Raw genomic sequence first — 21,294 nt, forward strand, 5'->3', positions numbered from 1 at the left:
CGCCCGGCTCTAGGGCGCGCGCAGCACGATTGTCGCGAGTGGGGGCAGCACGAGCACGGCCGATTGCGGCTTACCGTGACTCGCAATGCTTTCCGTGACGATCGTCCCGCCGTTGCCGACGTTCGAGCCGCCGTAGAGGCTTGCATCGGTGTTGAGAATTTCGGCCCAGTGCCCTGCGCGTTGAAGGCCAATCCGGTAGCCGTGGCGCGGCACGGGCGTGAAGTTGCAGACGATCGTCAACTCCGCGCCGTTGCCGTCGCAGCGTCGATAGGCAAAGACGCTGTTGTCGCTGTCGTCGCCGATGAGCCATTCGAAGCCGCCAGGTTCCGAGTCGGTGGCATAGAGCGCCGGCTCGCTCGCATAGATGCGATTGAGGTCGCGAACGAGCATCTGCACGCCGTGATGCATCGGATCGTCGAGCAGATGCCAGCGCGGCGAGCCGTCGTGATCGAACTCCGCGTCCTGCGCGAACTCGCCGCCCATGAAAAGCAGCTTCTTGCCCGGATGCGTCCACATGAAGCCGAAGTAGGCGCGCAGATTGGCGAAGCGCTGCCAGCGATCGCCTGGCATCTTGCCGAGCAGCGATCCCTTGCCGTGGACGACTTCGTCGTGTGAGAGCGGCAGCACGAAGCGTTCGGAGTAGGCGTAGATCATCCCGAACGTCATGCTGTGATGGTGATAGCGGCGGTAGACCGGATCCTCGTGCATGTAGTGGAGCGTGTCGTGCATCCACCCCATGTTCCATTTGAAGTTGAATCCGAGCCCGCCTTGCTCGACCGGCGCGCTGACGCCGGGCCATGCCGTCGATTCCTCGGCGACCGTGATCGCGCCGGGCACGCCGGGCGCATAAGCGACTTCATGATTGACGCGTTTGAGGAAGGCGATCGCTTCGAGGTTCTCGCGGCCTCCGTAGATGTTCGGCACCCACTCGCCGGCCGCGCGCGAGTAGTCGCGATAGAGCATCGAGGCAACGGCGTCCACGCGCAGTCCGTCGACGTGATAGCGCAAAAGCCATGCGAGCGCCGAGGCGATGAGGAACGCGCTGACCTCGTTGCGACCGAGGTTGTAGATCATCGTGTTCCAGTCCTGGTGATACCCCTCGCGCGGATCGGAATGCTCGTAGAGCGCGGTGCCGTCGAACTGGATAAGGCCATGCGCATCGTTCGGAAAGTGCGCGCTGACCCAATCGATGATCACGCCCAGGCCCGCCTCGTGCGCGCGGTTGACGAACTCGGCGAAGCCCTCCGGCGGACCATAGCGAGCCGACGGCGCGAAAGGCGAAAGCGGTTGATAGCCCCACGATCCGCCGAACGGATGCTCGGCGATTGGCAGAAATTCGACATGGGTGAAGCCCATGCCGAGTGCATACGGAATCAGCCGATCCGCGAGTTCGGACCAATTCAGGCCGCGCCGGCCTTCCTCCTCGACACGCAGCCACGACTCCGCGTGCACTTCGTAGATCATGATCGGCGCATGCGGCGTCTGCAGCGCCGCGCGCTTCGTCATCCATTCGCCGTCGGTCCAGCCGAACTGCTCGATGCGGCTCACCTCGGCGACGATCGATGCGGTTGCCGGCGTGCGTTCCGTCTGCATCGCGCAAGGATCGGCCTTCAGCGGAAGCGTATGGCCGTCGTGGCCGATGATCTCGTACTTGTAGCGCCCGCCGGCAGCGAGGCGCGGCACGAAAAGCTCCCAGACGCCCGCGACGTGCCGCAGACGCATCGGATGCCGGCGGCCGTCCCAGGAGTTGAAATCGCCGACCACCGAGACCCTGCGGGCGTTCGGCGCCCAGACCGCGAAGCGCACGCCGGGGATGCCGTCCATCGTGCAGGGGCGGGCGCCGAGACATTGCAGCACCGCATAGGGATCGGAGCGCGCGAGTCGGTTGAGCGCGTCTTCGTCGAGCACGGAGCCGAACGAATAGGTGTCCTCGATGTCCTGCTCGACACCGTGCCAGTCGATGCGCAGCCGATAGGGCGCCGCACGCTCGACGAATCCGGCGAAAAGACCGGACGGATCGATCGAGGCTAGCCGACCGAGGATCGCGCCGCTATCGCGCTCGATGACGGCGACCGCGGCGGCGCCGGGGAGCATCGCGCGTACGACATAGCCGTCCGTCGTGCGATGCAGGCCGAGCTTCGAGAACGGATCGGGGTGCTGTGCGTCGACGAGCGCTTGAATGTCGAGCTTGTCGAGCCCGGCGGTGGGGTCGCGCTCGGCGATCGAATGAATGCGAGAGAGGGTAGATTGCTCGTTCATGGCGCGAACCCATGGAAATCAAGGCGATGCGGAAGGCGTACCGGCGCCGTCGTTGCCGTTCTCACGTGTCCCATCGCTACCGTTACCGCCGCTGTCGCCGCCGTCTTCTCCGTTATCGGCAGGCGCGGCCGACTCGCCGAGCAGCCGGCTCGCGAGCGCAGCGAGCCCGCGCACGGGAAATCCGAGCCACGCGGGCCGGTTCGCGGCTTCGTAGCGGACCTCGTACGCAGCTTTCTCGATCAGGAAGAGGTCGAGCAGCGCCGCCTCGGCTTCGACCGAGACGAGCGGCTTGACCGCCCGGCTCACGGCCTCGCGATAGCCCACGAGGAAGCTCTCCTCGCCGCGCTCGCGGAAGTATTCATAGAGCGTGCGCTTGCGGTCCGCCGCCTGCGCCGTCAAGGTTTCGAGCGTCGGTTGTGCCGCCGCGCTCGCATACGAAAGCGAGCGCAGGAGCCCTGCTACGTCGACGAGCGGACTTCGCTTCATACGCCGCTCCTCGAGGGGGCGCGCCGGTTCGCCCTCGAAGTCGATCAGATACGCATCGTTCTGCGCGACGAGGACCTGACCGAGGTGAAAATCGCCGTGAACACGGATGCGCAGGGCATCGATTTCGAGCGGCACGTGGGTCTCGAGCGCTTGCACGAGACGCTCGCGCATCTGCATGAGACGTTGGGCCGCCGCGCGCGTCTGCTCGGGCAAATGTTCGCCCGGCTTCGCGAGCTCCGCGGCGAGCACGTCGAACGCGCCGGCGAGCATCGATTGCGCGCCGTCCATCCAGTCGCGCACGTCGGTCGGCGTGACGGCCTCCGGCGCGAAGGCGGGATCGTCGCAGGGCGCGGCGAGCGCGGCATGCAACTCGCCGAGCCGCCGGCCGATGGTGCCGGTGAGGGCGCAGTAGCCTTGGATCTTTTCCGCATCGGGCTCCTCGGTCTCCGCGGCCAGCACCATCTCCTCGATGACGCGGCGCAGATAATCGAGCGCCCAGTTCCAGGCATCGCCCTGATTGTCGATGAAGCCCTGAAGCAGGACGAGCGTGTGCGGCACACCGGCCGGATCGACGCGCACCACTTCGCCGTAAAGAGGCGCCGTATTGGCATAGCCGATCTCGGTCAGATGTCGGCTCATTTCGGCTTCCGGGTGGATGCCGCCGACTACGCGCCGCACGAGCTTGAGAACCGCGCGCTCAGCGACGATGAGCGAGCTGTTGGTCTGTTCGGCGGAGATCCAGCGGATTTCCGGTGTCTCGCCGAGGTCGTCGAGCTCGCCGAAACGCGCGGTCGGCATGAAGCGGATCTCGCTTTTTTGCACCGTCTGTATCGCGGCGTGCTCGTGCATCTTTTTCAGCACGCCGTGCGCGAACTGCGGCAGTGAGAATGCGTCAGTCAGGTGCCCGATCGTGCGTCCGCGCCGCACGCGCGCGAGCGCGAGCTGCGTGAAGAGCGGCACGGTCGTGTCCGCGCCCCAGGTGATCGCGAGCGGCAGCACATAGCGCTCGGTATGCGTGCCGACGTCGGCCTCGATCTCCGTGAACGCAAAGCCCGCTTGGGGGATCGTCGTCAAGGCCGCCAGCCGCACGGCTTTCAGTCTTTGGTCCTTCGAGGCGAACCAGCGGCGCCGGCTCAGATACGAGGGCAGCACTTCCGATTCGAGCAACCGCACGTTCTCGGGCGTCGGCCCCGTCTGCTCGGCGCGAATGACGAGCGTGACGAACTCCGGCAATTGCTCGGGGCCCGGCTGAGCCCAGGCGGGACGATCCTCGCGGCCGCAGAGAAGGAACCAGAGGAAGCCGTAAGGCGGGAACGTCAGCAGATACGTGAGCTGGCCGATGGCCGGAAACACCGAGTCGGCCGTCATTTCGATCGGGATGCGGCCGGCGAATTCGGAGAGGTCGAGCTCGACCGCCTGCGGCGCACGCGAGAGATTGGCCACGCAAAGGATGGGCGGATGGCCCTCGAGCTCGCGCAGGTACGCGAGAATCTTGCGATTCGAGGGCTTCAGAAAACGAATGCTGCCGCGCCCGAACGTATGCGTCGAGCGACGCGTGGCGAGCATGCGGCGCGTCCAGTTCAGCAACGAATGGGGATCGCGTGTTTGCGCTTCGACGTTGACGGCGTCGAATCCATAAAGCGTGCCCATCAGCGGCGGCAAAACGAGCTGCTCCGGATCCGCGCGCGAGAAGCCGCCGTTACGATCGGACGACCACTGCATGGGCGTGCGCACGCCGTCTCGATCGCCGAGATGGATGTTGTCGCCCATGCCGAGCTCGTCGCCGTAGTAGATGACGGGCGTGCCCGGCATGGAGAGCAGCACCGAGTTGATGAGCTCGATGCGGCGCCTGTCGCGCTCCATGAGCGGCGCGAGCCGCCGGCGAATGCCGAGGTTGAGCCGTGCGCGCCGATCGCTCGCATAGGCGTTCCAGAGGTAGTCGCGCTCGGAGTCCGTCACCATCTCGAGCGTCAGCTCGTCGTGATTGCGCAGGAAGACCGCCCATTGACAGCTCGGCGGCAGCTCCGGCGTCTGCTTCATGATGTCGGTGATCGGAAAGCGGTCCTCGCTCGCGATCGCCATATAAATGCGCGGCATCAGCGGGAAGTGGAACGCCATGTGGCATTCATCCTCGTTGCCGAAATACTCCTGCACGTCTTCGGGCCATTGATTGGCTTCGGCGAGCAGCATTCGGTTCGGATACTCGGCGTCGATGGTCGCGCGAATCTTCTTCAGAACCGCATGCGTCTCCGGCAGGTTCTCATTGCTCGTCCCCTCGCGCTCGACGAGGTAGGGCACGGCGTCGAGCCTCAGTCCGTCGATGCCCATGTCGAGCCAGAAGCGCATGACCGAGAGCACTTCGCGCAGCACCGCCGGGTTGTCGAAGTTGAGGTCGGGCTGGTGAGAGTAGAAGCGATGCCAGTAGTAGGCGCCCGCGAGAGGATCGTGCGTCCAGTTAGAGGGCTCGGTATCGATGAAGATGACACGCGTGCCCAGATATTTCTGATCCGTGTCGGACCAGACGTAATAGTTGCGATAGTTCGATCCCGCCTTCGCGCGTCGCGCTCGCTGAAACCACGGATGCTGGTCCGACGTGTGATTGATGACGAGCTCGGTCACGACGCGGATGCCGCGCGCATGCGCGCCTTGGATGAAGCGCCGCACATCGGAGAGCGTACCGTAATCGGGATGGACGCCTCGATAGTCGGCGATGTCATAGCCGTCGTCGCGGCGCGGCGAAGGATAGAACGGGAGCAACCAGACGGTGTCGACGCCGAGCTCCGCGATATAGTCGAGCTTCGCGATGAGGCCCTGGAAATCGCCGACGCCGTCGTTGTTTGCGTCGAAGAACGACTTCACGTGGACTTGGTAGATGATCGCGTCTTTGTACCAGAGCGGATCGTCGGCAAGCGGCGAGCGCTTCACGCGGCGGCTGCCTCGCAGCCGGGCCGTATGCACCGCGCTTTCGGCTTTTGCCGTCTCGGTCCCCCGCGGGGCGGATGGCGTGTGCGCCGGCGGCGTATCGATGTGTTGCTCTTCACGCTTCATGGTCAATCTCCCCCCGGGGTCCCGACGCTCGTCGCCGCCGCCTCCGCGTGAGCGCGTGCGTCGCGCGGCAGTCCAGCCGCCGGCGCAATGCGCCATATCGCGAAAGGCCGCGTATCCGGTTCAAGGCGAATGTGCTGACGGCGTCCACGCCATTCGAAGCGCGCGCCGCTCATGAGATCCGTCACGGCGAGCGGATCCCAGTCGTGCATGCGCCAGTGATCGAGCGTTTGCCATGGCAGATCGATATCGGCTTCCTGCGGCGCGAACGGATCGAGGCTGATCGCCACCAGGATCACGTTGTCACGTGCCGCGGTCGCCTTTTCGAAAAAGAGAATGCTGTCGTTGTGAGCGGGCAGGAACGTGAGGCCCAGGTGCGTCTGCAGAGCAGGGTTGGACCTGCGGATCCGGTTCAGCGCCGTGATGATGTCGACGATGTTGCCGGGCCGATTCCAGTCCCAGGCGCGCAACTGATACTTCTCCGAGTCGAGGTACTCTTCGCTCCTCGGCAACGGCGTCGCTTCACAAAGCTCGAAGCCACAGTAGACGCCCCAAAGTCCGGACAGCGTCGCGGCCAGCGCCGCGCGAATCATGAACCCACCGCGGCCCGAAGCCTGCAGATGGCGCGGATTGATATCGGGCGTATTGACGAAGAACTGAGGGCGAAAGTACTCGCGCACGTTCGTTTGCGTGAGCTCCGTCAGATAGTCGACGAAGTCCCGCTTCGACTCGCGCCATGTGAAGTAGGTATACGACTGCGAGAAGCCGAGCTTCGCGAGCCGGTACATGAGGCGCGGGCGCGTGAACGCCTCCGAAAGAAAAATGACGTCTGGGTGCTGTGCGCGAATGTCGGCAATCATCCATTCCCAGAATGGCAACGGCTTCGTGTGCGGATTGTCGACGCGGAAGATGCGCACGCCCGCGTCGATCCAGAAGCTGATGACATCGCGCAAGGCGAGCCACAGCGCGGGCTTCGCGTCATGCGCATAGAACTCGGGGTTGACGATGTCCTGGTATTTCTTCGGCGGGTTCTCCGCGTAACGGAGCGTGCCGTCGGGACGCCAGGCGAACCACGATGCGTGCTCGGTCAGCCACGGATGATCGGGCGCGCACTGTATCGCGAAATCGAGCGCGATCTCGAGGCCGTGCTCGTGGGCCGCTCGCAACATTCGCTTGAAATCGTCGAGCGTGCCGAGCTCGGGATGCACGGCCGTGTGGCCGCCTTCTTCACTGCCGATGGCATAGGGGCTGCCCACGTCGCCGGGTTGCGCATTGAGCGTGTTGTTGCGCCCCTTCCGATTGACTTTGCCGATGGGATGGATCGGCGGAAAGTACAGCACGTCGAAGCCCATGTCGCGAATGCGCGGCAGCTTCGCGATGACGTCGTCGAAAGTGCCGTGGCGGTTCGCATCGTCGCTCATCGAACGGGGGAATATCTCGTACCAGCTTCCGAAACGGGCGGCGCTGCGTTCCGCGTCGATGCGGTAGACGGTCGCATCGCGCGAGAGGAATGGGCGATGGCGCGCGAGCGCGACGACTTCCGCCGTTTCGGGTGCGAGCAGGAGATCGAGTCGTGCCGGCGAGCTCCCGTGCATGAACTGCGTGGCGAGCTCTTTCAGTCGATCGATCGCCGCTTGCTGCGCCTCGTGCGCGCGATGCTCATGACGAATCTCTTGGTGCTCGCCGGTGGCGTCGGCCGTCTCCGCTTCGGCCAGCACGCGCGCAATGAGATGCCGCGCTTCCTCGAGCTCGAGATCGACGGCCTGGTTCGCGTTGAGTTTTTTGCGGACGTGATCGACGAGCGAGGCGAAATCGTCGCGCCAGGCGATCACGGTGAACTCGTGGCGCCCCACGCGAGTCAGCGTGATGCGCGCATGCCAGAGATCGAGGCCCGCGGGCTCGGCCGGCGTCATGCTCGTCTCGCGCCACGCGACTTCATCGGCGGCGCGCCAGATGACGGCGGCGGCGATCTTGTCGTGTCCCTCGCCGAAGATGGCGGCGCTGATTTCGACTTCTTCGCCGACGACGCGCTTGGCGACGAAGCGCCCGCCATCGACCGACGGCGAAACGCTTTCGATCGCGATGCGCGGCGCGGCGATCGCTTCGACGACGGCTGCGGCCGCGGCGCGCTTCGAGCCATGCCGCATCGTGACGCTAGGATTTGAGCTCGCCCGAAAAAGCCGCGCTTCTCCGGGGGGCAGCACGAACGGTTCGAGCGGCTCGGCCGGCGTCGTGCACGCACTTGTCATCGGCTTGAACGCGGTGAAGCTGCCGGGCACGCCGTCGAGAAAGTGAGCCGGGTCCACGAAGGCCGGCCTGCTGAGGTCGGGATTCGCGATCAGCAGCGCGGCTTCGCGCGCGTTGCGCAGGTCGCCGCATTCGCCGCGCAGCAGGGCCGCGACGTTCGCGCCCGCGGCCGACAGCGCCCGCAGGTCACCCGTCGTCCGCAACACCGGCGTATGCTGTTGCAACGAATTCGCCTGCGCGATTTCGGCGCCCAAATCGAATCGCGCCGTCGCGCATGCGTTGCGGTACTGCTCGGGGCTCCCCGATCGGTAGGAGAGCGGTTCCGCGATGCCGTATTCGAAGCCCATCGGCACGAGCCATCCCGTGCCGAGCGCAACGGCGGCCGCGATGGCGCGGCGATAGGCGCGCTCGACGATGACGGCATCGCTTGCCCAGGTGAGCTCCGATGCGAGACGCGAACCATAAGGCGCTTCGGGGAACGCGATCGGTGCCGCGACCTGCACGAGCGCGGCGTGCTCGTCTACGAGCCAATCCTCGCGGAAGTCCCACCAGCGGACGGACGAGAACACGCTGTCGAAACGAGCCTCCGCGAGTCGGCTGACATCGCTTCGGGCAAGGCCGGGCGTGGCGGCGAGAAAGCGCGCATCCGGATGACGTGTGCGCACGGCCGCGCCGAGTTCGCGCCAGACGTCGATGGGTACGTGATGGGGAGAATCGAAGCGAAAGCCGGCGACGCCCGCTTGCGCCAGCGCCAGGAGCCGCTCGCTCCACCAGGCGCCGAGTTGAGCGGCGGCCGCCGGGTCGTCGAAGTTCGCGTAGGCCGCGTTGTCCTCGCCGCGTGCGTGGCGTGGGTCGAGGCGCGCATGCTCGGGCTCGAACGGTCTGAACCAGTGCGGATGATCGCGGTAGAGTTCGCCGTCGGCGGCCACGCGATCGAGGACGAGATCGACGAGCAGCGCAAGCCCTTGCTCGCGTGCCGCATCGGCGAGCCGACGCAAGGCCTCGTCGGCATCGCGCTCGGATGCGAGAGCGGGATGGAGCCGGCGATGGTCGGCCACGAGCTGCAAATGGCCCGCTGCCCCCGACGCGAACGGCGAGCCGATCAGAACATGATCGAAGCCGAGCGTGGCGGCGTGCTCGAATTGTGCCGACCAGGCGTCGAGCGGCCCGACGAGCAGAGGATGGATGAAGTAGATCCGCGGCGCATACGCTTGTGGTCGTTCCATAGGTGAACAGCCCCTGGTGGCGGACGGCGATGGGGATGGCACGCACTGCGCGCGATCGCATCGCCGAACAAGGCGGCGCTTGATGGCGCGCATTGCGGCGACGTTCCTTCGGTGTCGGTCCACGTTGGCGGCGAGCTTCAGCGCGCGAATCTGCTAAGCAGGTTGCATGCCGCGCCGGCCGCCGAGACTCCCGTCGGCTGACGCCCTTCGGACGAAAACAAGTATGCGCGTATCGGCGGCGGACCGTGAGCGGTTTCCGACACGGACAGGGTCGCGGCGAATCGCATCGGCGTGAATGGTGTAAATCTGACACCGTGCCGCGGTCGGTTTTTACATCGTGGGCGCCCAATCAGCCGACAATCGTCGTGCCAACGATTGTCTAACGGCGCGGACGCGGATATATTTCGTCGCAGTGGGCCCCGCCCGCGCATCTCGCATAATGAAAGACCGCCGGTCGGAAGGGCGGCGTTCAAGACCGGATTCGGGGCGACTCGCCGCCGGCACTTGCCGGCAGGGTCAACGATACGACCTTGGAGCCCACATGACAGCAGATGCCAGAGAGAATCGGCCGAGCGAGGTACCGGCGGCTTTCGCCCGCAGAGCGTTCGTTCTCGGCGCGTGCGCGTCGGCGGCGGCGCTCTCGTTCGCCGCGACGCTCGGTCTTCCGATCGGCACTGCTTCCGCCTTTGCGTTCGAGCCGCCCGCGGGCGGCGGGCTGAACGCGTTCGTCGCGCTATCGCAGCAGCTGACAGGGCGCACGAGCCTCAATGCGACGCTCGGCAAGCGAATCTACGAGGCACTCGCGCAATCGGACAGCAGCTTCCCGCAAAGCGTCGCCGCGCTCAACACGTGGCTTAAGTCTCACGGCGGTGTGCCGAGCGATACGGTCACGGCCGCCCTCGCCGTCGAGAATCCGCATCTTGCGAAGACCGTCGGCGACGTCATGCGCGCCTGGTATCTCGGGCTCGTCGGCGAGACGCCGATGACGAAGGTCGTCGCTTACGAAAGCGCCCTCATGTTCGATCCCGTCAAAGACGTGCTGACGATTCCGTCGTATTGCCGCGACGTGCCGTTCTACTGGAGCAAGAAGCCCGGAGGCGGATAGTCTCCCGCAGGAGACGAACTAGGGCAATGCTCGCCGCCGGCAGCGACTCGGCGGTCGAAGGCCCGGCAACGCGTCGTGTTTCCGCATGGCATGTGTCTTGCGGACGCGGCTTTCAAAAAAACGTCACGGTCGATCGATTTGGCTTGGCATTGCGCACATGGCTAACAACACTTCCGCCGACGTCGTCGTAGTCGGCTCCGGCGTGGCGGGCGGCCTCGTCGCTCACCAGCTCGCACTCGCCGGCGCGTCCGTGATCGTGCTCGAAGCGGGCCCGCGCATTCCGCGCTGGCAAATCGTCGAGAACTTTCGCAACTCGCCCGCGAAGGCCGACTTCGCGACGCCGTATCCGTCCATGCCGTATGCGCCGCACCCCGAGTACGCGCCGCCGAACGGCTATTTGGTTCAGAAGGGCGACTATCCGTATGACTCGCAATATCTGCGCGTGGTAGGCGGCACCACCTGGCACTGGGCCGCCGCGACGTGGCGGCTGGTACCGTCCGACCTCAAGCTGAAAAGCCTTTACGGTGTAGGACGGGACTGGCCTTATCCCTACGACACGCTCGAGCCCTGGTACTACGCGGCTGAAGTGCAACTCGGCGTTTCCGGCCCGGATCTATCGATCGATCTGGGTTCGCCGCGCGCCAAGCCCTATCCGATGCCGCAGCTGCCGCTCTCGTATCTCGACACGCGCTTCACCGAAACGCTGAATGCTAACGGCTTCAAGGTGGTGCCCGAGCCCGTCGCGCGCAACAGCGTTCCATACGATGAACGCCCCACTTGCTGCGGCAACAACAATTGCATGCCGATCTGCCCGATCGCGGCGATGTACAACGGGATCGTCCATGTCGAGAAGGCGGAGCAGGCCGGCGCGCAGCTCGTGCCGCAGGCCGTCGTCTATCGCATCGAAGTCGACGACAAGGGACTCGTCGCGGCCGTGCACTACAAGGATCCGTCGGGAGGCAGCACGCGCGTGACGGGCAAGCTCTTCGTTCTCGCGGCGAACGGCATCGAGACGCCGAAGCTGATGCTGATGTCGACGTCCGACAAGTTTCGGCGCGGAGTCGGCAACAGCTCCGATCAGGTGGGCCGTAACCTGATGGACCATCCCGGCACCGGCGTCAGCTTCCTGGCGAACGAAGCGCTCTGGCCAGGCCGCGGGCCGATGGAGATGACGTCGGTCGTGAATTTCCGCGACGGCAAATTCCGCTCCGAATACGCCGCGAAGAAGCTGCACCTGTCGAATGGCGTACCGACGATGGCGATCACGGCGGCGCTGCTCAAAAGAGGCGTGACCGGCGGCGAACTCGATCGCGAAATCCGCGATCGCGCCTCGCGCACGCTGACGATCAACAGCTTTCACGAGATCCTGCCCGAGCCGCGCAACCGGATTGTGCCGTCGGCCGATCACAAAGACGCGCTCGGTATTCCGCAACCCGAGATTTACTACTCGATCGGCGATTACGTGAAGAAGAGCGCGGCTCACACTCACGAGCTCTATGCGCAGATCGCCGGGCTTTTTGGCGGTACGGAAGTGACGTTCGACGATCACTTCGCCCCGAACAATCACATCATGGGCACGACGATCATGGGAAACGATCCGGCCGATTCGGTCGTCGATGCGGATTGCCGCACGCACGATCATCGAAATCTGTTTCTCGCGACGAGCGGAGTCATGCCCTCGGCGGCTTCGGTCAATTGCACCCTGACCGTTGCCGCACTCGCTTTGCGATTGGCCGACAAGCTCAAGCATGAACTCTGAGATGACGAGACAATCCCCTCCCTCGCATCGTTCTCTGCCTCGTCCCGTTCGCATGGCGAGTGTCGCCGCCGCGTTCGCGCTCTTTGCGCTCTATCTGGCGTGGCACGCGGCGAGCGATGCCGATGGGGCGCCCGCCGACGAAATACCGCTCTCCGCCGCGCTCGCGCAAGGCGGATCGAACTCCGCGACGAGCCCTGATGCGCCGCCCACGTCGGGCCCGACGGCTGGCCTGGCGCAAGGGAGCCAGGCGAGCGACGTCGACAATCCGGACCTCGTCAAGCGCGGCGCTTACCTCGCGCGTGCCGGCGATTGCATCGCATGTCACACGGCCGACAAGAGCCGTCCCTTCGCGGGCGGCCTGCCGATCGCGACGCCGTTCGGCACCCTCTACACGCCGAACATTACGCCCGACCCCGACACGGGCATCGGCCGCTGGACCGATGCGGACTTCGTCCGTGCGATGCACGAAGGAATCGGCAAAAGCGGCGAGCGACTCTATCCGGCATTTCCTTACACCGAATACACGCGCATCACCGAACGCGACGTGCTCGCGATCCGCGCCTATCTGAACACGCTGGTGCCCATCCACTACACGCCGCCGCGCAACGATCTGAATTTCCCTTTCAATCAGCGTTGGCTGATGTTTTTCTGGAACCTGTTCAATTTTCACGACGGCCGCTTCGTGCCTGATCCGAAGCAAAGCCCTCAATGGAATCGCGGCGCTTACCTGGTCGAAGGGCTCGCGCATTGCGAGGAATGCCATACGCCGCGCAACTTCATGCAGGGACTGAAGATGAGCGACCGCTTTTCCGGGGCGGAGCAGGCCGGATGGCGCGCCTTCAACATCACGCCCGACAAGGCCGGCGGCATCGGCAACTGGAGCGACGACGAACTCGTCCGCTACCTTGCGACGGGGGTCGCGCCCGGTCGCGCCAATGCGGCGGGCCCGATGGCCGACGTGGTGGCCAACAGCACGCAATACCTGACGAGCGACGATCTGCGCGCCATCGGTGCCTATCTGCGCTCGGTGCCGCCGGTTTCGGGCGGTGCGACGCGCTCGCGCGATCAATGGGGCAAGCCGGCCGACGACGTGACCGCGCTGCGCGGCACGGCCGTCAAGGGCGTCAACGGTGCGCAGCTTTTCGTCGCCAACTGCGCGTCCTGTCACGACTGGTCGGGGCAGGGCGTTGGCGGCAACGTGCCGCTCGCCTATCCGTCGCTGATTCATAACAGCGCGACCGGCGCCGGCGACGCCGACAATCTGACGATGGTCATTCTGCATGGCGTGGCGCGGCGCACCAAGGACGCCGACGTGATGATGCCGGGGTTCGGCGACGAACTGAACGACGAGCAGGTCGCCGCGATCGCGAATTACGTGACGCAGCACTTCGGCAACCCGCGGGCGGCCATGACGGCAGCAGACGTTGCCAAGCTGCGCGCGAGGCAGCAGTGATGACAAATCAGCGCGAGGGGGAAAACCCAGGACCGCCCGCGGGCACAGGGCTATGATCGCGATATGGACACGAGCCCCGAACCCTTTCCCATCGTTTGCCGCCACGCTGCCAATACCGTTGGCCGTGATTTCATCGTCGGCGATCTGCACGGCTGCGTCGACGCGCTGCGCTACCTGCTGCGCGAGATCCAGTTCGACGGCACGCGTGACCGGCTCTTTTCCGTAGGCGACCTCATCGACCGCGGCAGCCAATCCGAGGAGGCGCTGGCGCTGCTCGACAAGCCGTGGTTCCACGCCGTGCTCGGCAACCATGAGGAAGCGCTTTGCCTCGTGGCCGAGGGCGGCATGCGCCGCAACTGGTGGTACAGCATTGGCGGAGAGTGGGCCGATTCACTCTCGGACGAAGCGTTGCTGCACTACGCGCACCGCTTGCGGACGTTGCCGCTCGCGCGCGTCGTGGGCAGCGGTGCGGAACGTTTCAACATCGTGCACGCGGAGTTCTTCGGCAGCGACGCGGATCTCGACGCTGGCGTTTTTACGGAACGCGTGCGGCAGCAAATGCTATGGGGGCGCGAGCTCGCGCTCGGCAACGGCGACCCGGCTCGACAGGAGGGGCTCTCGGTGACGTACTGCGGCCATACGCCGATGCGCGAGATGGGGCGCATCGGCTCGCAGATATTCGTCGATACGGGTGCGTTCGCGCTGACCGGCAAGCTCACGATCACCGAGGCGCTGACGCCACGCGCATGGTCCGTTTCGCTCGAAACCGCCCTCGCCGAAGGCGCGGCGCAAATGGCGCTGCCATGATGGCGGCGGTCCGCTAACCGACCTGCTTCAATTCGAAAACACTGTCGATCGCGCTGCCGTTCCAGTTGTATTCGAGGTACGCCGCATGGCGGCAGTCGCGCAGGATGGTCGTTTTCAACGCTGCAAGGCATTCGCCATGCGTATCGCGCACGGATGGATAGACGATGCCCGCCACGGCCGCCGCGCGCACGGCACGCCCGAGCGTCTGGCCCGCGCTGTAGTTGGTCGGAGACAGAATGGCCGAATCGATCGTCTCGTCGCCGCGCAAATCGGCGACCTCGCCTTGCGCCGTCACCGTATAGAGCCGCATTTGCTGTCGTATGGGCGGCTCGTTCGTGGCCGCCAGGAACTTCGCCGAGTGAAAGCGCGTTTCAGCGATGGCCGTGCGCGCCTCGCGTGCGCAGTAGAACACGCCGTAGCTGCCGTCCGAGAATCGGCTGCCGAGCAGGTTCAGATGCGTGAACGCGGCCATGATCGGCCCGGTGCCGGGACCGAAGCGGCGCTCCTCGCGCGGCACGAGATCCAGATCGCCGATCTCCGTGCGGAGTCGATCGTTCGTCAACGATTCGAGCGCATAGAGCGCGTCGAAATCCTCGGGCGAGGCGACGCGATCGAAGAGGTTCACCGCGGGAAAGCGCGTGGGAATGACGCGATACGCGGGTGACCAGTCGATGAGCGTGAGACGCCAGGCACCCGTCACGCCCACCCGCCCCGCATCGCGTCGAGATATTGCCGCACGGCGACGAGATCGCTGACATTGCCTGCGAGCATCCGATCGAGTGCGCGCGCGCCGCCGAACGGCGGAGCGCTGTTCGGGCGCTTGACCCAGGCGTCGGCCGCGGCGTGTTCGGGCAGCAGGATCTGCAGCGCCTTGTAAATGCCAAGCAGCAGCGACAGGCGCTCGAGCGTATCGCGCGTGAGGCGCGCCGATTCAGGGGCGGCCTTCCATTTAAAGAACGTCGAACGGCCGGGCGAGCCGAGCAGGACGAGTTGCTCGTCGATGGAAAGATCCCAGTCGCGGGCGATATTGAAGAACGCACGCAAGCCGGCCGCAGACATTTCGGCGACCGAAGCCGTCGCGCCCGAAGGCTTGACGGCGCGCGCGGTGGACGGAAAGCGGTGGACGGCGGCGGCAGGCATCTGGTTCATCCAGAAACGGTCTATACGCCGATATTAGTCCATTTCTGGATTTTTGCAACCGAGCTGTGGCGGGCCGGCGACTGAGGAGCCCGCGGCGCGGCGTTGCACACGGTCCGGCAGGCACTGGCAGGCGATCAAGCCGGCGACCATCAGCGCGCAGCCGTAGATGGCACGCAACGACAGCGTTTCATCGAGTACGAGCCACCCGGCGAGTGCCGCGAACACGCCTTCCATGCTGAAAATGACGGCTGCATGAGCCGGCGCGGCGTCACGCTGCGTGACGACCTGGATCGTATAGCCGATGCCGACCGAGAAAGCACCGCTATAGAGAATCGTCGGCAGCGCGTCGACGATGGCGGATCCGCGAATCGGCTCGACCAGCAGCGCGACGAAGAGGCAAACGAAGCCGCACGTGGCGAACTGGACGAAGGAGAGGGCGAGTACGTCGATCGAGCGCGCGTAGCGGCCGACGAGCAAAACCTGCAGCGAAACGATGATGGCGCATCCGAGCTGATAGAAGTCGCCGCTTTGGACGACGAACGATTCGTTGACGCTCAGCAGATACATGCCGACGACGGCGAGCAGCGCACCGAGCCATGTGGCCGCCCGGGTCCGATGTCCGAGGGCGACGCCGAGGATCGGGACGACGATGACATAGAGCGAGCTAATGAACCCGGCGTTCGCAACTTTGGTGTATTGCAGGCCGACCTGTTGCAGCCCGATAGCGATGGACAGCACGACGCCGATCAGCGCGCCGGGCCATGCGCGCGCAGGGGCGTGGACGAGCGCGGCAAGCTCGCCGCGCGAGGCGCGCGCCGAGGGCCGTAGACACAACGCGAGGACGACCGCCGAGCCGAGCAGGAAACGCAGGCCCGTAAACAGAAACGGGCCGATCACGTCTAGACTCAGTCGCTGGGCGACGAACGCCGAGCCCCAGATCATGGCGGCAAACAGCATCAGCAGATTCGCGCGTGTAGGGTTGTTTTGCTTATTCCTTTCGTGCTTGGACACAGTGATGGGCATTGAGGATCGATCCGCACCGGCACCAGATCGAATTTCAGATTGCGACGAGGCTCTGAACTCCGAGGGCCCGCGATCGGCGCGAACGGGCCCTCAGAGCCGAGAATGACGTATGTCGAGCGGCAATGTCATAGTCATCCAGCCGTGATGTTGTCCACCGGCGACATGACCGCTCGTCGGCGGTGACCGTTGATTCCTCTACGCGAATCGCACGCAGTAGATCGGCGGCAAATGCGCCGAGGCCTGCCGCCAGCTTTCGCCTCCGTCCTCGGAGGTCCAGAGGCCGCCGGTCGTCGAGCCCATCGCGAGCCGCTTGCCGGTCGAATCGACGGCGAGCCCGTGCCGATAGACGAGATCGTAGGCCGGCATGTCCGGCAGTCCCGCCGAGAACGACTCGAACGTGCGCCCGCCGTCGCGTGTACGCGTCACGACGAAGCGCGCATCGACGGGCACGCGGCACGCGTCCTTGACGGCCGGGACGAACCAGGCCGTATCGGGATCATGCGGATGGGCGGCGACGGCAAAGCCGAAGCTCGACGGCTTCGCTTCGACGCGCTTCCATCGCGCGCCGCCGTCGATCGATCGAAATATCGCGCAATGGTGCTGCACCCACAGCATGTCCGGGCTGGCCGGACACTGGACGACGCGATGAGGGTCCTGAATGTTCGGGTCGTGTCGCCGCTCGGGCGGCATATAGTCGGCCTCCATCCCGTCCGCGGTCGGGCGCCAGCTTGCGCCGCCGTCGTTCGTTTGCCAGATGCCGCCGGAGGAGATGCCGATCGTCACGTGTCGGCTGTCGCGCGGATCGACGAGGATCGAATGAATGCCTGGATGATCGTAGCCGCCGCCCATCCATTCGCTGCGCTCGGGACGGTCCCACAATGGGCGGTTCAGCGTCCAACTATCGCCGCCGTCGTCTGACCGGAACAGCCCGCCGGGGATCGTGCCGGCCCAGAGGACACCGGGCTCGTCGGGGCCGCCCGGCTCGAGCGTCCAGATTTGCTCGAGCGTCCAGGAGGGCCCGTCCGTGGCGCCTCGGTTGTCTGGTGACGACTGCGATTGAGACTGCGACAGAGCGTCGGCTCGGGCGTCGGCGGCTTGCTCTTCCTCGAGCGCGACTGCCTCGCGTTCCGGCTGCGGCGGATAGACGGGCACCGCGCATTCTTCCCATTCGATCCCACCGGGGCGCCGACGATGCAACTTCACGCCGAAGTGCCCGAGGTTCAGCGCGGCGTAGAGCGTGCCGTCGCGCGGGTCCAGGAGCGCCATCGTGACGGGCTCGCCGAGGAAATGCGGCGTACCCGGGCCGATACCGAACGCCCCGTCGTTCCATGCGAATTCGAACAGGCCCTTGCGGGTACCGACGATCAGCCGATCGCTCATTTTGGATGTCTCCTCTGGTAGCTGTTATCTGCCGTGCGGCCGGCGGTTTTCATGCAGCCGCTACCCGCCGGACAGCGCCTGCACGACATAGATCCGGCTCGTTTCGCCGACTTCATCGGAAAGACGACGTCTGTCGCGCACCGGCCGGCCGTCGACGAAGACGGCGAGGTGGCGGCGCAGCGCGCCTTGATCGTCGAGGATGTAGCCGCGCAGTCGCGGCTCGCCGGCGAACACGGCCGCGAGCGCTTCATCGACGGATTTCGCGGCGATCTCGCATTCGGGAATGACGATGTGCCGTTGAATCGACGGGGCGAAAAAGAGGTGCGCCATGGCGGACGATGCGATGGTCGGGACAAGGCTTCAGTGTAGCCCGTGCACGCGCGCGCCGAAACGCCCTTACCCGCGCTCGATCGATGCCGCGAGAATGCGCAGCGCGGCGGCGGCGCGCGGGTCGCGCATGCGCGAATGCATGACGATCTGCGATTTCGGAAGCGCCGGCAGCGCGGGCAGGCCATTCTTGCCGTTCACTTCCACGAGGCCTGCCGGCGCCACGCGCTTCGCCAATGCCGAGACAGCGAGGCCGGCCGCAAGCGCCGCGCCGACAGCGGCGATCCCACCACCCACGAACGTCTCCTGCCACGCGATATTGGCGCGTTCGAGCGCGCGAATCGCCACGCCGCGCACGCCGCAGGGCGGGGCGATCATGGCAAGCGGGAGCGGTTCGCCGGGTTCGGGACGCCAGCCCGCGGCCGCGAGCCAGACGAGCGGCTCGACGAAAAGCGGCTCCGCATCCGTTCGTGCCGACCAGGCAGGCGCTTCGTCGGCTTCGTAGCGGACGATGACCGCATCGAGCCGCCGCTCGTCGTATTGCGCGAGGAGCGGGAACGACGAGCCGAGATGCACCTCGAGGATCAACCGCGAATCGTGCCGGTGCAGGTTCTCGACGACCCGTACGAGTTGCGAGCCGACAACGTGCTCACTGATCCCGATCTTCAGCGTGCGCCGCTCGGCCGTCAGCGACGCGAGGGCGCGCTGATGGGCGTCGAGCAGATCGCGCGCCGAAGTGAGGAACGCGTGCCCGGCCGCCGAGAGGCGCACCGAGCGCGGCGTACGCTCGAAAAGCGCTTTCCCGAGGTGCGCCTCGAGGCGCTTGACCTTCAGGCTGACGGCCGATTGAGTCGTGCCGAGCGCGTCGGCGGCGCGCGTGAAGCTGCATAAATCGGCAACGTGGATGAACGCGCGCACCGCGTCGAGATCGAGGACATCAGCCATTTTAATCGTAAATGAATGAAATATCCGAAGATGAGTATTCATTATGGCACGCGGAGGGTAATCTGCGAGCTCGGGAATCGTTCACATGGAGGCTGCCATGCCGCTCGCTCGCATCTCTCTCGCCGCGGGGAAGTCCGCCGAATACCGCCACGCATTGACTGAAGGTATCCAGCAGGCGCTCGTGGAGACATTCAACGTTCCGCCCGACGACCAGTTCATGCTGCTCACGGAGCACCAACCAGGAACGCTCGTCTATAACCGCAGCTACTTCGGCATTGAACGCAGCGACGACTTTGTCGTCATTCAGCTGACGGTCAGCAATACGCGCTCGCTCAGTCAAAAGCAGGCGCTATATAAGCGCATCGTCGAACGGCTCGCCGAGCGGCCGGGTCTGCGCAAGGAGGATGTTTTCATCAATCTCGTCGAAGTCCTGCCGGAGAACTGGTCGTTCGGTCTTGGCGATGCGCAATACGTAAAAAAGTAATTGAAATGCCTGACGTTTCGTGGGTGGCGATGGTTGCCTGAACCACGCGCCGGGCCAGGGGCGTGCGCGATAGCGCGGTGAGTGTGTAATATTGACGGCATGCGCAAGCCCACGAACACCAGCGGACCGCCACGGCACGCCGTGGAGATTGTGCTCGCAGTCGAGCCAAAGGCTGCTGGACAATGGTTTCGCGAACGGGCCGAGACCGCTCGCGACGCTGAAGGGGGGGCTGCGGCGCGGTCGATCGGCCGCGCCATCGTCGATGTGCTCGAACATTTGCCCGGCATCGAGATCGCGGCGGCCGACGAGCGCGAAGCGCGCACACAGTGCGAGTCGTTGCCGTCGCATCCGCTGGCTTTTCGCTGGCAGACATCCGACAGTAGGTCGGTCGCGATCGAATTCGTCGATGCGCTTGCGATCGAGTCCGCGGAAGAGCCGGGGGCTGCGCCCTCCGAAGCCGCCCCACCGACAGACGCATCGTTATTCTGCGAGCTGCGCCTGTCTTGCAATGTTGACGACGATGCCTCCGCTATCGATGCCGGAGCCGATTCCGTCTCCGCAGAGGACGCTGATGCGGCTCGACTGTCCGCAACGCGCGCGGTGTTCGCGGCGGCCCGAATGCTGCTCGATCATCTACCCGCGTTCCCGGAATCGACCGAAACATCCGCCGCCGGCGCCTGCAACGCAAAGCCCCGCCAGCCCGTGCGCGCGTCGCGCGTCGATCTTGCCGGCGCGCGCACGCCGCATGAAGCTTTGATTGCGATCGCCACGAACATCGCGCACCAATGGTTCGGCAACGAACGCGGCGTCCGCGAGAGCAGCGAGATCGAGTTCGTGCATCAAATGCGCGTTTCGTTGCGGCGCGCAAAGACACTCGTCAAGACGTTTCCGAGTTGGGTCGACGATGGATGGCGAACCAACGTCGAACCCGGCTTGCAGTGGGTCGGCGCGATGCTCGGTGAAGCTCGCGACTTCGATGTGCTCGTCGATTCGACACTGCCGGCGCTCGCCACCGCCGACGCCGATCCGTCGGCATGGTCGGGCATCATTGCCGCGGCCGATGCGCGCCGCCTCGAAGCGCGCGCGCGTCTGCAGCAGGCGATGCGCTCGCGCCGGTATGCGCAACTTTCGCTCGCATGGCTCGAGTGGCTGGCCAACCAGCATTTTTCGTCAGGCCCGCCGAAACATGCCGGGCGCGCACTGCGCGAATATGCCGCGAAACGCGCGCGCCGCCATTACAAGCGATTGACGGCGGAGCCGCCGCTGGCCTCCCTCGATGCCGCGGGACGGCACCGCCGGCGCATCGAGGCTAAGCGCTTGCGCTATACGCTCGAGTTCTTCGAGCCGCTCGTCGCGCCTCGCAGGCGCCGCAAAATAGCGAGGCAGGTGAGCCGAATCCAATCCGTGCTCGGCGACGCGAACGACGCTGCTGCCGCGCTTCGGTTTCTCGAAGAAGAACATCTCGATGTGAGCGACTACCAGCGTGGCTTTGCACGCGGCTGGTGCGAAGCTGCCACGCGTGCGGCGGCGCACGAGGCCGACCGTCTGCGGGCGAAGCTTCCGAAGCCGAAGATCGAGCGTGAAGTGGCACCGTGACGCATAATGGCG

The 21,294-nt window shown here is 65.4% G+C and carries 15 protein-coding genes; 6 read left to right on the top strand and 9 right to left on the bottom strand.

The annotated features are described in order from the left end of the window. Positions 1-9: 9 nt before the first annotated feature. The 3 genes from glgB to C9I57_RS27810 are packed head-to-tail and all read right to left on the bottom strand — an operon-like array spanning position 10 to position 9,263. Positions 10-2,259 (bottom strand): 1,4-alpha-glucan branching protein GlgB, encoded by a 2,250-nt coding sequence (gene glgB / locus C9I57_RS27800; RefSeq protein WP_440130254.1) that lies wholly within the window; start codon positions 2,257-2,259, stop codon positions 10-12. A gap of 18 nt (positions 2,260-2,277) precedes the next feature. Then, on the bottom strand, positions 2,278-5,793 hold the full coding sequence (gene treS, locus C9I57_RS27805; protein WP_258187855.1) for a maltose alpha-D-glucosyltransferase: 3,516 nt from the start codon (positions 5,791-5,793) through the stop codon (positions 2,278-2,280). A 2-nt stretch (positions 5,794-5,795) separates the two neighbouring features. Next, positions 5,796-9,263 (bottom strand): maltotransferase domain-containing protein, encoded by a 3,468-nt coding sequence (locus tag C9I57_RS27810; protein WP_107153791.1) that lies wholly within the window; start codon positions 9,261-9,263, stop codon positions 5,796-5,798. Between the two features lie 541 nt (positions 9,264-9,804). Between C9I57_RS27810 and C9I57_RS27815 the strand changes: the two genes are divergently transcribed. The 4 genes from C9I57_RS27815 to C9I57_RS27830 all read left to right on the top strand — a co-directional run bounded on the left by C9I57_RS27815 (position 9,805) and on the right by C9I57_RS27830 (position 14,387). After that, positions 9,805-10,368: a sugar dehydrogenase complex small subunit gene (locus tag C9I57_RS27815; protein WP_107153792.1), complete on the top strand. Its 564-nt coding sequence runs from the start codon at positions 9,805-9,807 to the stop codon at positions 10,366-10,368. A 157-nt stretch (positions 10,369-10,525) separates the two neighbouring features. Continuing rightward, positions 10,526-12,127, top strand: a complete 1,602-nt coding sequence (locus tag C9I57_RS27820) for a GMC family oxidoreductase (protein ID WP_107153793.1) — start codon at positions 10,526-10,528, stop codon at positions 12,125-12,127. A gap of 1 nt (position 12,128) precedes the next feature. Then, entirely contained in the window at positions 12,129-13,580 is a 1,452-nt protein-coding gene (locus tag C9I57_RS27825; RefSeq protein ID WP_258187856.1) for a c-type cytochrome, read from the top strand. A 63-nt stretch (positions 13,581-13,643) separates the two neighbouring features. Continuing rightward, positions 13,644-14,387, top strand: coding sequence for a metallophosphoesterase (locus C9I57_RS27830; protein ID WP_107153795.1), 744 nt, complete (start codon positions 13,644-13,646; stop codon positions 14,385-14,387). Positions 14,388-14,400: 13 nt separating this feature from the next. On the opposite strand, the gene C9I57_RS27835 is transcribed toward C9I57_RS27830, so the two are convergent. From C9I57_RS27835 to C9I57_RS27860, 6 genes are all read right to left on the bottom strand, one after another. Further along, positions 14,401-15,093 carry an RES family NAD+ phosphorylase gene (locus tag C9I57_RS27835; RefSeq protein ID WP_107153796.1) on the bottom strand — a complete coding sequence of 231 codons (693 nt, stop codon included), beginning with the start codon at positions 15,091-15,093 and terminating at the stop codon, positions 14,401-14,403. Then, positions 15,084-15,446, bottom strand: coding sequence for an MbcA/ParS/Xre antitoxin family protein (locus C9I57_RS27840; protein ID WP_051089988.1), 363 nt, complete (start codon positions 15,444-15,446; stop codon positions 15,084-15,086). Before C9I57_RS27840 ends, C9I57_RS27835 begins: the two co-directional genes overlap by 10 nt. Positions 15,447-15,560: 114 nt before the next feature. After that, positions 15,561-16,550: a DMT family transporter gene (locus C9I57_RS27845; protein WP_107153797.1), complete on the bottom strand. Its 990-nt coding sequence runs from the start codon at positions 16,548-16,550 to the stop codon at positions 15,561-15,563. 195 nt (positions 16,551-16,745) lie between these two features. Beyond that, entirely contained in the window at positions 16,746-17,930 is a 1,185-nt protein-coding gene (locus tag C9I57_RS27850) for a WD40/YVTN/BNR-like repeat-containing protein (protein ID WP_107153798.1), read from the bottom strand. A 60-nt stretch (positions 17,931-17,990) separates the two neighbouring features. Then, positions 17,991-18,260, bottom strand: coding sequence for a MoaD/ThiS family protein (locus C9I57_RS27855; protein WP_107153799.1), 270 nt, complete (start codon positions 18,258-18,260; stop codon positions 17,991-17,993). A gap of 66 nt (positions 18,261-18,326) precedes the next feature. After that, the gene (locus C9I57_RS27860; RefSeq protein ID WP_258187857.1) at positions 18,327-19,202 is read right to left on the bottom strand and encodes a LysR family transcriptional regulator; all 876 of its coding nucleotides are present in this window, start codon (positions 19,200-19,202) and stop codon (positions 18,327-18,329) included. A 97-nt stretch (positions 19,203-19,299) separates the two neighbouring features. Between C9I57_RS27860 and C9I57_RS27865 the strand changes: the two genes are divergently transcribed. Beyond that, entirely contained in the window at positions 19,300-19,686 is a 387-nt protein-coding gene (locus tag C9I57_RS27865) for a tautomerase family protein (RefSeq protein WP_107153801.1), read from the top strand. Between the two features lie 81 nt (positions 19,687-19,767). After that, a complete protein-coding gene (locus tag C9I57_RS27870; RefSeq protein WP_146166277.1) occupies positions 19,768-21,282 on the top strand; it encodes a CHAD domain-containing protein in 1,515 nt (504 codons plus the stop codon). Positions 21,283-21,294: the final 12 nt, after the last annotated feature.

The sequence above is a fragment of the Trinickia symbiotica genome (genome assembly GCF_003028655.1).
In the GTDB taxonomy this organism is placed as follows: domain Bacteria; phylum Pseudomonadota; class Gammaproteobacteria; order Burkholderiales; family Burkholderiaceae; genus Trinickia; species Trinickia symbiotica_A.